The organism is Pseudidiomarina piscicola (assembly GCF_902806985.1).
Lineage (GTDB): Bacteria > Pseudomonadota > Gammaproteobacteria > Enterobacterales > Alteromonadaceae > Pseudidiomarina > Pseudidiomarina piscicola.
On record NZ_CADCXY010000003.1, the window covers coordinates 304,470 to 318,241 of the forward strand.

At 50.1% G+C, this 13,772-nt stretch carries 9 protein-coding genes and 1 tRNA gene; 7 read left to right on the forward strand and 3 right to left on the reverse strand.

Annotation, left to right across the window (positions count from 1 at the left end; translation table 11 throughout):
- Window positions 1-34: 34 nt before the first annotated feature.
- The 4 genes from PSI9734_RS08325 to PSI9734_RS08340 all read left to right on the forward strand — a co-directional run bounded on the left by PSI9734_RS08325 (window position 35) and on the right by PSI9734_RS08340 (window position 8,342).
- Complete coding sequence (locus PSI9734_RS08325) at window positions 35-1,999, forward strand: S9 family peptidase (protein WP_173920646.1); 1,965 nt, start codon at window positions 35-37, stop codon at window positions 1,997-1,999.
- Between the two features lie 318 nt (window positions 2,000-2,317).
- The gene (locus PSI9734_RS08330; RefSeq protein WP_246194834.1) at window positions 2,318-5,155 is read left to right on the forward strand and encodes a TonB-dependent receptor domain-containing protein; all 2,838 of its coding nucleotides are present in this window, start codon (window positions 2,318-2,320) and stop codon (window positions 5,153-5,155) included.
- A 99-nt stretch (window positions 5,156-5,254) separates the two neighbouring features.
- Entirely contained in the window at window positions 5,255-6,838 is a 1,584-nt protein-coding gene (locus PSI9734_RS08335; RefSeq protein ID WP_173920648.1) for a tetratricopeptide repeat-containing sulfotransferase family protein, read from the forward strand.
- Entirely contained in the window at window positions 6,831-8,342 is a 1,512-nt protein-coding gene (locus tag PSI9734_RS08340; RefSeq protein ID WP_173920649.1) for a tetratricopeptide repeat-containing sulfotransferase family protein, read from the forward strand. Before PSI9734_RS08335 ends, PSI9734_RS08340 begins: the two co-directional genes overlap by 8 nt.
- A gap of 1 nt (window position 8,343) precedes the next feature.
- Here PSI9734_RS08340 and PSI9734_RS08345 read toward each other — a convergent pair whose 3' ends face one another.
- The 3 genes from PSI9734_RS08345 to rpsT form a co-directional block, all read right to left on the reverse strand.
- Entirely contained in the window at window positions 8,344-9,966 is a 1,623-nt protein-coding gene (locus PSI9734_RS08345; RefSeq protein ID WP_173920650.1) for a tetratricopeptide repeat protein, read from the reverse strand.
- A gap of 72 nt (window positions 9,967-10,038) precedes the next feature.
- A tRNA-Arg gene (locus tag PSI9734_RS08350) sits at window positions 10,039-10,115 on the reverse strand.
- A 76-nt stretch (window positions 10,116-10,191) separates the two neighbouring features.
- Window positions 10,192-10,452 (reverse strand): 30S ribosomal protein S20, encoded by a 261-nt coding sequence (gene rpsT, locus PSI9734_RS08355; protein WP_173920651.1) that lies wholly within the window; start codon window positions 10,450-10,452, stop codon window positions 10,192-10,194.
- Window positions 10,453-10,604: 152 nt separating this feature from the next.
- On the opposite strand from rpsT, the gene PSI9734_RS08360 reads away from it, so the two are divergent.
- From PSI9734_RS08360 to ribF, 3 genes are all read left to right on the forward strand, one after another.
- Window positions 10,605-10,955 (forward strand): four helix bundle protein, encoded by a 351-nt coding sequence (locus tag PSI9734_RS08360; RefSeq protein WP_173920652.1) that lies wholly within the window; start codon window positions 10,605-10,607, stop codon window positions 10,953-10,955.
- Window positions 10,956-11,003: 48 nt separating this feature from the next.
- Complete coding sequence (gene murJ / locus PSI9734_RS08365) at window positions 11,004-12,548, forward strand: murein biosynthesis integral membrane protein MurJ (protein ID WP_173920653.1); 1,545 nt, start codon at window positions 11,004-11,006, stop codon at window positions 12,546-12,548.
- A gap of 79 nt (window positions 12,549-12,627) precedes the next feature.
- The gene (gene ribF, locus PSI9734_RS08370; RefSeq protein WP_173920654.1) at window positions 12,628-13,542 is read left to right on the forward strand and encodes a bifunctional riboflavin kinase/FAD synthetase; all 915 of its coding nucleotides are present in this window, start codon (window positions 12,628-12,630) and stop codon (window positions 13,540-13,542) included.
- Window positions 13,543-13,772: the final 230 nt, after the last annotated feature.

A 13,772-nucleotide genomic window follows, 5' to 3' on the forward strand; every position in this document is an offset into this window, starting at 1 on the left:
ATAACTACTGTAACTACAGAATAGAGAGGGCTTTATGAGGTTATCAATTCTTATCGGGCTGGCAGCTCTTGCCATTCCGGCATTGAGCTTCAGCTCCACCGTTGATACCGAGCTGTTAGAAAGCTATGCCAAACATGCGCAGTATCTTGACGTGAAAATTTCGCCCAAGGGTGACTACCTCGCGGCGACGGCGCGTACTGAAGATGGCTCAGTGCAACTGACCGTCATTGATATAGACGAGAGCAAAATTCTTTCCGTTACCCAAGGGAAGGGCAATGAGTCTGTGGGGTCATTTCAATGGGCGAATAACGAGCGCCTAGTGATGACCATGGTGCGTGAACTGGGCTCGTTAGACCAACCTGTACCTACTGGCGAACTGTTCGCGATGGACGCAGACGGTTCTCGACAAGAGATCTTAACTGGGCCACGCTCTGACAGTGGTGAGTATGTGTTTGCGCAAGTGGTTGATTATTTGCCAGAAAACCCTGACGCAATCATGATTTACCAGCGCTCATTTACCTCAGCTGAACCTTACCTTGATCTCTATACCATGAAGGTGAGTTCGGGGCGTAAGCGCTCAGAAGGTCGTATTCCATTGCGCGCCTACCGCAGCACCAACGTGCAAGTGGTACTCGACGACCAAGGGGTGTCTCGCTTAGCTGTAGGTGTTGACCCGGAAGAACGCAACAAAACAGTGATCCTCGGCCGTGACGGTGCCAACCAAGATTGGTACGAAGTGATGAGCTACTTTGAAGACGAAGGCGGTTTTGCGCCATTGCTTATGCTGCCCGGCACCGACAAAGTAGTGGGCTTAAGCGACAGCTCTTCGGATACTCGCGCGCTGAGTATTTTAGATATCAGCAGTAAAACTCAAACGGTATTGGCAGAACATCCGAACACCGATTTAATGCCAATTATGAGTGTACAAAATGGTCGCGCGAACGAAGTGATTGGTGCGGCGTTTGAATACGATGGCCTTGATACCTTCTTTTTCGACGACGTTGAAGATGAAGCCTATGCCAACCTAGTGCAAAGTTTAGTGGCGACGTTTCCTGGCCAATCCGTATCGATTAACTCGTCAACGCGTGATAACCGTATTCTGACCGTTCGCGTAAGTTCGGTAAATCAGCCGACCAAGTTCTACATGTTCGATCGTGATAAAGGAAAGCTGGCATCGATTGCGGCGGCCAAACCTTGGTTGCAAGATCACCCGATTCCAAAAACTAAAACCATTGTTTATAAAAGCCGCGATGGCTTGGAAATTCGGGCCTTATTAACTTTGCCGAACGGTACAGACGCCAAAGACCTTCCGTTGATTTTACTTCCGCACGGTGGGCCGCACGGTATTCGTGACACCATGACCCGTATGGACAGCGACGCGAAAGTGTTTGCCGAACATGGTTATGCTGTTTTGCAGCCAAACTTCCGTGGCTCTGGCGGTTATGGTCGTGAGTTCCTTGAAGCCGGTTATAAAAACTGGGGCACCACCATGATCAACGACATGACCGATGGTGTGCAGCACTTGATCAAGGAAGGTATCGCGGACCAAGAACGCGTTTGTGTTTATGGTGCTTCTTACGGTGGTTACGCGGCGGTACAGAGTGGCATACGCGAACCTGATCTGTATCAGTGTATTGTCGGATTCGTGGGCGTGTATGACTTAAACCTTATGTATGAACAAGGTGATATTCAGCAAGCGCGTGCTGGCCGTAACTATCTCGACCAAGTTTTGCCTTCGGCAGAAGAGGGGCGCGATGCACAATCACCCGTTGAAAATGTCGATAAACTGAAAGCGCCGGTGTTTATCATTCAAGGTGGTGCCGACGTGCGCGTGCCGGAAGCTCACGCCTTTGCTTTGCGCGACGAATTGAAAGAGCGCAACCACCCGTATGAGTGGATGTACAAAGAAGCTGAAGGCCACGGTTTTTACAAGCCAGAAAACAATGTGGAGCGGTGGCAAAAAATGCTCGCATTCTTTGACAAATACATAGGCGAGTAAAACTACTAAAAAACCTATAAAGCACCGCTTCGGCGGTGTTTTTTTTGGCCACTTGTCCGGCTTTGGATGCCCTAGCTCAGGCGCATAAATGGCCAAAACCAGCTGGAATGCCTTAAATTCATACAAAATAGGTGCTTGCCCTGCTCTGGCTTTTTGATTAGTATCAAGAGGACTTGATCGTATTTTGGCGCAAAAACCATGCCGAATATCGAGTTAAGTACTTGCTGGACGTTGATTTTTTTTAATCCGTCTGGTTTGTTTAAAGAAATCACTAATCCTAAGTGATCCAGGGAGAAGAAAATGTATAAGAATAGCAAAATGGCTAAGTCTATCCGCTTAGCGTTAATGTTCGGGGGCGCTTCTCTTGCAATGTCGGGTACTGCTGCAGCTCAAGCACAGTCTGACGATGAGCAAGCAGAAGAGGCTCAAGAGCGAATCACGGTAACGGGTTCGCGTATCAAACGTACTGACTATGAGTCGTCTAGCCCAGTACAAATCACTTCTTCAGAAGAAATTAAAGCTTCTGGTTTCACTCGTATCGAAGACTTGATGAACAGCCTACCTCAGGTAGAAGCTGCACAAACTTCATACATTGCTAACGGTGCTTCAGGTGTCGCAACACTTGACCTTCGTGGTATCGGTACAAACCGTACGTTGGTACTGATGAACGGCCGTCGCCTCCAGCCAGGTGGTGTTTACTCACAAGCGCCTGACGTTAACCAAGTACCAGCTGCTTTGGTTGAGCGCGTTGAAGTTCTAACCGGTGGTGGTTCTGCAACTTACGGTGCCGATGCGGTATCTGGTGTTGTAAACTTCGTCATGAAAGACGACTTCCAAGGTGTTGAGCTTAACGTTGGTGCTTCAGGTTACCAGCACAACAACAACAACGAATACATTCAAGGTTTGATGGACGACCGTAACTTTGATTACCCGAACGGTGGTTCTGGTATCTCAGGTAAGTCATACAACATCGACCTGACCATGGGTGGCACTTTCGCAGGTGGTAAAGGCCACGCGACTGCTTACGCTACATGGCGTCAAATCAACGAAATGCGTCAAGAAACACGTGACTACTCGTCATGTGCATTGAACGCAGCAGGTACTGCGTGTGGTGGTTCATCAACCGCGCCTTTACCAAACACGTACTTCGCGCCGATTGTTAATGGCGAATACGACTTTGATCAAGAAGTCTTCTGGTCACTGAACCCAGATGGTAGCTTCTCACCGTATGATGGAAGCAACGTTTATAACTACGCGCCAGTCAACCACTTCATGCGTCCTGACACTCGTTATACGATGGGTGCATTCGTAAACTATGATGTGAGCGACTCTTTCCGCCCATACATGGAAGTGAGCTACATGCATGACCGTACCGCAGCGCAAATCGCTGAATCAGGTACTTTCTATGCGTATAACGTACTTACCATTGATAACCCGCTGTTTAGTGATGCACAGCGTCAACAGTTCCGCGACCAGTTTGGTCCAGACGTGGATGAAATCGGTACTTATATCGGTAAGCGTAACGTCGAGGGCGGTCCTCGCATGAACAACCTTGAGCACAACGCATTCCGTATCGTTGCTGGTGCTGAAGGTTACATCAATGCGAACTGGTCTTATGACGTGTCATTCCAGTATGGCTCAACCTCATCAAGCACTGCTTATGTGAATGACTTCTACTTACCTTATGTAAGCCAAGCGTTAGGTGCTGAAGGCGCAGACGCATGTGGCGACGGCTGTACGCCGTACGAAGTATTCACTCCAGGTGGCGTAACGGGCGCAGCTGCGGACGCGCTTGGTGGTGTTGCCATCATGACAGGTACCACGTCACAGCGTATCGTGAACGCTTACCTAACAGGTGAAATGGACGCAACCTTCCCAACTTCAGACCTGCCAGTAGCAGCTGTAATTGGTGTTGAGTCGCGTGAAATCGACTTCGAACGTATTGCTGACACCATCTATCAAGAAGGTGCGTTAGCCGGTCAAGGTGGTCCAACCAACAGCTTAGCTGGTGGCTATAACGTTAAAGAAATCTTCAGTGAGTTAAGTGTTCCAGTTGCTGAAGGCCGCGACGGTATCGACAGCATGACTGTTGACTTCGGTCTGCGTTTCTCTGACTACAGCTCATCAGGTAAAGAAACTACCTACAAAGTTGCGTTAGACTACAACATCACAGCTGATTGGAAACTTCGTGCAAGCTACAACCGCGCGGTACGTGCTCCAAACGTTGCTGAATTGTTCGCAGTTACCTCGATTGGCCTGTGGGGCGGTACAGACCCATGTGCTGGCGACACGCCTGAGCTTTCTGCAGCACAGTGTGCGAACACTGGTGTAAGCGCGTCTCAATACGGTAACATCGATGCCAACCCTGCGTCTCAGTACAACGGTATCTTCGGTGGTAACGTAAACCTCGACCCAGAAGTTGCTGACACTTACACCGTTGGTGTTGTTGCGGCTCCAACTGACAACTTGAACTTCACAGTTGACTATTGGGCTATCGACATCGAAGACGTTATCGGTACTGTTGGTGCGTCAAACACCCTTCGTCAGTGTGCTATCACTGGCCAAGCACAGTACTGTGACAACGTGAATCGTGCTCCGTCAGGCAGCTTATGGCGTGGTAACGAAGGTTACGTTGTTGCAACTAACGTAAACGTTGGTGAAGAAACCTACCGTGGTGTTGACTTAAACGCGAACTACATCATGGAAGACGTACTTGGTGGTACTATCACGGCACGTATGAACGGTTCATACTACCTTGAGAAATACGCTGACAGCACTGGTCAAGACTGTGCTGGCTTAGTTAACTCAGTATGTTTCCCTCAGCCAGATTGGCGTCACTCTTTAACTATGACGTACTCGTCTGATTCGTTCTGGACTGCCCAGGCGAAATGGCGTTACTTCGGCGATGTAGGCTACGATGAAGAAGTCGATAACCTGTTAATCGCTGACGGCGGTATCAAAGCACAAAGCTACCTTGATATCGTAACTACGTTCGACCTGAACGAAAACACGTCATTGTTGTTCGGTGTGAACAACATCTTAGATAAAGAGCCACCAATGGTTGGCGGTTCAATCTCTACTAACGCAAACACAATTGCTGGTTTCTACGACACCTTAGGTCGTTACATCCACGCAAACGTAACTTTCCGCTTCTAATAGCGAGTAAATTAGCGTTAAATAAAACGGCGACATTAGTCGCCGTTTTTATTTGTCAGATCGAAAAGTGACATCTGTCATGTTTAGGAAGAAGTAGCTATGAATGAGCAGTCAGAAATTCCTTCGGTACAACAACTCGCACAGTATGTAAATGCACTCCTTAAAGGCGGTCAGCAGCAAGCCGCTCGCGACTATGTCGACGCACAAGTAAAACAAGCGCCAGAGGCGGCGGCCATCGCCCACTTTGCGGCCCAAGTTCATCATAAAACAGGCGCCCTGAAATCATCGCTTGCACACCTTAACCGCACGATAGAGCTCGCACCACAGCAGGCCGCGCTGCACATGGACCGCCTGCATTTATTAAACAGTTTGCGCGACCGTAAAGCCTTGGCGCAAGAATTAGCAAAAGCGGTAAAACTTGAGCCAGAAAATAAAAACTATCAACAACAACTGGCACGCTTTTACACGCAATTGAATGCCCCAGAGAAAGCTCTCGAGCTTTTGGCTCCGCTGCGTAAAGCAGACAAACACGCACCGGTATTGGCGTTTGATGAGGCGCTAAACCAATGGTTTATGGGCAAGCCCAAAGCCGCTGAAAAAACATTAACTGAAGTTTGTACGCACGACCAGGCACCTAGCATGGCGTTCTACGTGCGAGCATTGCTGCGCAAGCAGACGAAAGCTAAGAATCATGTCGCCGACCTTACTGAGCGGGCGCGTCAAGACCAAGTGGCAGATACGCCGATTTGGTTTGCCTTGGGTAAAGAGCTCGATGACCTTGGCAATTACGACCAAGCGTTCGACGCCATAAGCAAAGGCAATGCCCTGCAAAAACAGATAACACCCTATAATGAAGAAGCTGAGCTGCAGGCTCTACAACAAATGACCGACGTGGCGAAGAACTGGAAAAGTGAAGGGCGGGGCAATAAAAAGACCGCGGTTACGCCAATTTTTGTAGTAAGCATGCCAGGCAGCGGTGCAACCTTGGTTGAACGCTATCTGCATGCTCACCCACAGGCGCAGTCGGTTGGTGAGTTTCCAGACTTTCCGCAACTGCTCGGTGAAGCGATCAACGATTACCTGCAAACGCACCCAGAAGCAAGCCGTGCCGATGCCATTGCCGGCATTAACTATACCGAGCTAGGTAAAGCCTACTTGCGTAACATTGAAACGCTGGCAGATGGCCATAGCTATGTGGTCGATAAACTACCGTTTAACTTTTTGTATTGCGGCATGATCAAGAAAGCCTTGCCGACCGCAAAAATTATTCATGTGCAGCGTGATGCCATGGATACCTGTTGGTCTGCCTATCGAACGCTGTTTGCTGACCGCTATGCCTTTGCTTATGATCTACAAGAGCTAGGTCGTTATTATGCACACTACCAAAAGCTTATGCAGGCGTGGCAACAAATCCTTGGTGATCAAGCTCTGCTAACTGTCGATTATGAAACGATCGTTGCTGATAACGAGGCGGTGTTAGCACAGGTGCTTGAGTTCTGTGGTCTTGAACACGCAGCCGAGCAAGCCGACTTTGTGAAGCAGGTACCGAGCCCATCAACGGCTCGTGGCGAGCCGATGGTCAGCCGCTTGTATCGTCAAGCCGTAGGGCATAGTAAGCACTACCAACAACAGTTGGCGCCGCTTGCAGATATACTCACGCAAGAGGTCAAGGCCGTTGACTGAAGGTACTGAAGCGAGCTCAGCAACGGCGCTTGCGCAGGCCATTGCCCGTTTAAGCGCTGCACCTCAGCGCTTAGACTTGCTCGATCAGGCTGCCGGCATCGCACAGCAAAGTGGCGATGCAAAGCGCGCGGCCGATCTCTATTTAGACTTTATTGGTCAGCATGCGAGCCACGCCGGTGCGCAGTTCAACTGTGGCTATTACTGCCGGGCAGCGGGCTATTATCAACAGGCCATTGACCACTATCAGCAGGCGCTGACGCTAACCATCGAGCAGCCTGAAGAAGTGCATACCAATATAGGTGTGATCTACAACGAGGGTCTATTAGATAACCGTCGAGCCGCTGCGGCATTTGAGCAAGCGCTCGCTATTGCACCGAACTATCTGCCGGCGCTTTATAACCTTGCGAATTGTTATGAACAAGACGGCGACAAAGAGCGTGCCGCGGCTTATTTTCAAAAGGTAATACAACAGGCACCGCAGTTTGCGATGGCTTATGTGCGTTTGGCTGATGTGCAGCGCGCGGCAGCACCCGATGACCCCTTGATTAAGCAGCTTGATGGGTTTATTGAGCAGTCTCAACGGCCGTTGACAGAGCGTATCGACATGGCCTTTGCGCTGGGTAAGCTCAATAATGACTGCGGTGATTATCAGGCTGCTTGGCGTTATTACCAGCAAGGTAACGCTTGGAATGCCAGCTTGATGCCGGCGTGGAACGAGGCGAAGCAACGTGAAACCTTAGAGCTGGTGCGCTCGCAGTTTAGTGAGCTCTTGTCGGCAAATGCGTCGGCAAAAGCGTCAGCAAAAAAACCGCAACCGGTTTTTGTTTGTGGCATGTTCCGTTCGGGGTCGACCTTGCTTGAGCAGATGCTTGGCGGTCACTCGGCCATTACGTCGGGGGGTGAGTTAGAGTTCTTTGCACGACGTTGGCAACGCTGGCGCCGTGAAGGCCTGCAAGCCTCGTTAGATAACTTTTCGGCGGCGCAGGCGGCGACCCTAGGCGAAGACTACCTGGCGTTTGTCCGCGAACGGCTGGGTGATGTCGAAGTGTTCACTGACAAACGGCCAGACAATATTTGGTTGATTGGCTTGATTAAACGCGCACTGCCACAGGCCAAGTTTATCGTTACCCGCAGAGAGCCCTTAGACAACGCTTTGTCGGTGTACTTCACTAGACTGGGCAAGGCGATGCCTTACGCCAATCGGTTCGCCGATATTCTGGCCTATATGCAAATTGAGCGTGAGCTACTAGACCATTGGCAGCAACTGCTAGGTGACGACTTACAGGTGGTTGATTACGACCAGTTGGTGATTGAGCCACAGCAACAGCTTGCGCCGGTATTGAAGCAGCTTGGTTTAAGCTGGCAACCGCAGTGCCTTGATTTCCATCAACGCGATAACAGCGTTCGTACCGCCAGTGTTTGGCAAGTGCGGCAGCCGCTGTATCAAAGTTCGTCAGGGCGCTGGCGTAACTATCAACAGTTCCTAGCTGAGTTTACCGAGTAAACTACCACGCTGGCGAGATATCACATGGCGCCGTCATTCGTACGCCCTCACCATGGAAGGGCACGGTGCCATGGAAAAAGTAGCTTGGGAAAAACACGCAGTAACCCACCTGCGGGCATACCGCATGCTTGGGCACCTCAACGCTCGGCAGAGCCATACCCGGGTCGCCGAACTTTATCCAACCGGCACGCTCTTTATCGTCCGGCGTTACCTGTTCTGGCAATTGAATATAAGTACAGCATGAGATCCAGCCTTCTGGATGTACATGGTTCGAGTGAAAACCGCTCTCGGTGAGGCGTACCGACCAGGCGCCGGTAAAGCGAATGTCAGCTGTTTGGCGGCGCAATAGTGGGTGGTCCTGGCCAACACCTAGGTCATTCAGTTTGGCAAGGTATTGCGCAGCGGCCGTTTCGAGCATGGCTTTAAACTCGGTAATGATGGGCGCTTGCTGTGCCAGCAAATGCCCTACGGTTTGGGTGCCATTACGAACACTTTGATCAAGGGGTTGTTGCTGAGTTTTGTGCAGATCTTGCAGGGTTTGCGCTAATTCCGCCATAAAAGCCTCACGACTGTCGTAGCCTGTCGGCGGCTCAAGCGCAATAGGCTGAACCAGCGCTTCATAGTTATTTAATTGCTGCGCTTCAGGGTCGCCTAATGCGTGCAAACATAAGGCTTTATAAGCCAGCATTTCTTGGCTATTGGGCTGTTGTTTTTCGACGGCTTGAAGGTGCGGTAGGGCCTGTTCGTAGTCACCGTTACGCATTAACGACGTGGCGTAATCGATACGGTGCCGCAGCGCATCAGGCTGCCACTTGACCGCTAAACTGTAGGCCTTAAGGGCGTCATCGAAGTGTTCCTGGCGGCAATAGGCGGAGCCACTTAAGTGTGCAAACTCAGCGGCCTGAGGGAATTTTTGCAAGGCGCGTTGGCAAGTCTCTAAAGCTGCCTTGGCATCGCCCGCCATGAGTTGATGCGCCGCTAAGCTGTAGTGCAAGGCTTGCGAGTCGGGCAAGCGTTCGAGCGCATCTTTTATCGAGGTAAGAAACTTATCTTGCGGGCCAATCTCCCAATACAACTTATTCAAGGCGATGTGTGCATCGATGTATTCGGGTAGCTGCTGCACCAAATTTTGCAAAATAGCTTCCGTTTGTGGATAGTTTTCCAAATCGTAAAACAGGCAGGCCATTAAGTAATCCATCACCGCTGAGGGCTGCTGTAAATAGCGGCGGCCATTTTGCAATGCCAACAAAGCCTTCTCTGAAAAGCCCAATGCTCGGTATAGTTTTGCTTCGAGGAAGTAGGGCTCGGCTTGCTGCGGTTGTTGCTCGAGTAGCCGTTTACAGTGTTGCTCGGCACGGTCGTACTTTTGGTGGTCAATATAGAGATCAATCAAAGCTTTACGAGCAGCATAATGCGAGGGGTGATGTTTGAGCGCGGTTTCTAAATACCCCGCTGCCGCTTTGACTTGCCCTTGCGGAGTTAAGCACAAGGCCAGTAGGTGCAGCACATCAGCGTGCTTAGCATCATAGCGCAGCAAACTGCGGCAGTGTTTTTCAGCTTGGCTGAACTGACCCGCTCGAAAGGCTTGCAATGCCTGTTGGAAAAGCTTTTGCAAATCACTCATAGACGACATTTTTATTTTAATTGTTATGTCGTTTTTGTAACAGAGTGAAGCTAACTTGGCAAGGCAGTTGACTGGCGTCCCCGGCAGGAGTCGAACCTGCGACCTGCCCCTTAGGAGGGGGCTGCTCTATCCAGCTGAGCTACGGAGACCCATGTCGAAAGACGTAAAAAAACCGGCAACGAGGCCGGTTTTTTCTAAATAGCTGTAAAGACCCTCGAGAGGACCTTATAACGCGTTGATTTTCGCGTTCAAGCGGCTCTTATGACGAGCAGCTTTATTCTTGCCGATAAGGCCTTTAGTTGCGTAGCGGTCAAGAATTGGTTGAAGGCCAGTAAATGCCTGCTGGGCAGCCGCTTTATCGCCTGCATCAATCGCAGTAATTACTTTCTTCAACTGGGTACGCATCATTGAGCGACGGCTCGCGTTGTGGCGACGGTTCTTTTCCGCTTGTACCGCACGCTTTTTAGCAGACTTAATGTTAGCCAAGGTGAACTCCTAAAATTCGTTATCTATATGCAATGGTTTAATAGGGCGGGGAATATGCCTGTTTTTGAGCTTAAAGTCAAGTGCGATGTTTGCTATTTGCTGTTTGATGTTCGTTGAAAGCAGTTATGCTTTAGCTAGACAAGGAGGTTACTATGTATAAAGATTTAACAGTATACCAATTAGCGCTCGATTTGTGTGTTGAAATTTACAAATGCACAGACACCTATCCAAGCTCTGAGCTATTCGGCTTGGTGAGTCAGATGCGCAGGTGTGCCGTGTCGATACCAAGTAATATTGCAGAAGGTGCAGGGCGACACACTCTGAAAGAACAAGTAAGATTTTACTACATTGCGCGTGGCTCTATTGCAGAGCTGTCGACACAACTCGAACTAAGTTGTCGGCTCGGTTATATTGCGCGCAATAGAATTGTTTCTGTAGATCACGTTTATCAGTTACTCAATGGCTTAATTCGGAGCACGAAGCAACGAGTAGCTATTAAGTAAGATCGAACATCAAACATCGAACATCTAACATCGCATTTGAGGTTTTCCTTGTCCAAGTCACTTGCTCGATCTGGCATCGTTGTCAGTGCCATGACCCTTATTTCCCGCGTGCTGGGCTTAGTGCGCGATGTCGTGATCGCCAACTTAATGGGTGCTGGGGCGGCGGCGGATGTGTTTTTCTTCGCCAATAAAATTCCGAATTTTTTACGTCGCTTGTTTGCTGAAGGGGCGTTTGCACAGGCCTTTGTGCCGGTACTGACTGAGTATCGGCAGGGTAAGCAGCTCGATGAGCAGCGGTTGTTGATTGCGCGGGTGTCGGGCACCTTGGGTACTTTGGTGACCATTGTGACGTTGATCGGGATCATTGGCTCACCCATTGTGGCAGCGTTGTTTGGTACCGGCTGGTTTTTGGACTGGTACCATGACGGGCCGCAGGGGCACAAGTTTGTGCTGGCTGCCGACTTGCTGCGGATCACCTTCCCGTATTTATGGTTTATAACGTTTACCGCGTTGGCGGGGGCCATTTTAAATACCTTGGGTAAATTTGCGGTGGCGGCCTTTACGCCGGTGTTTCTAAATATCGCGATTATTGTGTTTGCGTTGTGGCTAGGGCCACAACTCGAAAGCCCTGAATACGCGTTGGCGTGGGGTGTGTTTGTTGGTGGTGCGGTACAGTTCTTATTCCAGATCCCGTTTTTGAAGCGTGCCGGGCTGTTGGTGCGCCCGCGCTGGGGCTGGCGCGACCCTGGGGTCACGAAAATCAGAACCTTGATGATACCGGCGTTATTTGGGGTGTCGGTGAGTCAAATCAATTTGTTATTCGATACCTTGATAGCGTCGTTTTTAGTTAGTGGTTCTATTAGTTGGCTTTATTATTCTGACCGCTTGCTGGAGTTTCCGCTTGGCTTGTTTGGTATTGCCATTGCCACGGTTATTTTGCCGGCGCTGAGTTCGCGCCATGTCGATAAGTCGGCGGCGGAATTTAGTAAAACTCTCGACTGGGGTATCCGCAAGGTGGTGCTGTTAGGGTTGCCGGCGATGGCGGGGTTATTGGTGTTAGCTGAGCCGATGCTCATGGTGTTGTTTATGCGCGGTGAGTTTAGCCCTGAAGATGCGCGAATGGCGTCGTACAGTTTGTATGCTTACGGCTCGGGTTTATTAAGCTTTATGCTGGTAAAAGTATTAGCTACTGGCTTCTATTCGCGGCAAGACACCAAGCGTCCGGTTCGCTATGGCATTATTGCGATGGTAACGAATATGGTCTTCAACGTGATCTTTGCGATTCCTTTTGGCTATGTCGGGCTGGCGATTGCGACCTCGCTGTCAGCGGCGGTGAATGCGTCGCTGCTAGGTTACAACCTATGGCGCGATGGGGTGTTGCAACGCTACCCTGGCACGCTCACCTATTTAGCCAAAGTCGCCTTGGCCGTTTTGGTCATGGTGGTGGTGGTGCTGTGGATGGCGCCAGAACGCGCTTGGTGGTTGTCGCATGAGCTGTTACCGCAGGTATGGCGCTTGGCGTTATTGATCGGTGCAGGCGCGGGCGCATTTGGTTTAAGTTTACTTGTATTGCGGGTGCCGTTAAGACACTAATGCTGTGGCTGGTGGGGCGAGAATAAGCCTGATATAATCGCGCTTTTCTTCGCCAGTAAGGTTTTAAAACGCTCAGGCTATGCAATTAATCCGCGGTATCCACAATATTGGCCAAGAACGACGTGGCTGTGTGCTCACTATTGGCAACTTCGACGGTGTCCATTTAGGTCATCAGGCGGTGCTAGCCCAAGTGAAATCGCAGGCGTTAACGCGTGGTGTTGCCGCCGCCGTTATGACCTTTGAGCCGCAACCCCAAGAGTTGTTTCAGCCGGCCCAAGCCCCAGCGCGATTGACGAACTTTCGTGAAAAGCATCTCGCGTTGCGCGCGCAACAACTCGACCAACATATTGTGATTGAGTTTAACCGCAAATTTGCCAGCTTACCGGCGCGCGAATTTATTGAGCGCGTGTTAGTGAAACAACTGGGCGTAGAGTTTTTAGTGGTGGGCGATGACTTTCGCTTTGGGCGCGGTCGCGAAGGCGACTTCGCTCTGTTACAAAAAGCCGGCGCAGAACTTGGCTTTGAAGTGGTCGACACCCATAGCTATCGTCAACAGCAGCGCCGCGTGAGCAGCACCGCCATTCGGCAAGCCCTAGAGCAGGGTGATTTTGCCGATGCGGCAGCCATGCTTGGTCGGCCTTACGCCTTTCAGGGCCGGGTGGTACATGGCGAGAAGAAAGGGCGCACCATTGGCTTCCCGACGGCAAATATTAAATTAAAACGACTGCAATCACCTCTCAAAGGTGTTTTTGCCGTTACGGTTGCAACTAACGATGGCGTAGAGCACCAAGGTGTTGCTAACATTGGTCGTAGGCCAACATTGAATGGTGAACAGGTGCAACTTGAGGTGCATTTGTTCGATTTTGCTGACGATTTGTATGGTCAGCAGTTAAAGGTTACGCCGACACGTTTTATTCGGGCGGAGAAAAAGTTTAGCGATTTCGAGCAGTTGCAAGAGCAAATTGTACGCGACGCCGCCGCGGCGAGAAAATGAATGAAAAGCGATGTTTGATATTTGATATTTGATATTTGAAAAAAAGCGATGTTTGCTATTTGATGTTCGATATTTGAAAAAAGCGATGTTTGCTATTTGATGTTTGATGTTTGAAAAACAATAATACTTGCCGAACATCGAACATCGAACATCGAACATCGAACATCGAACATCGAACATCGAACATCGAACATCGAACATCGAACATCGAACATCGAACATCGAACATC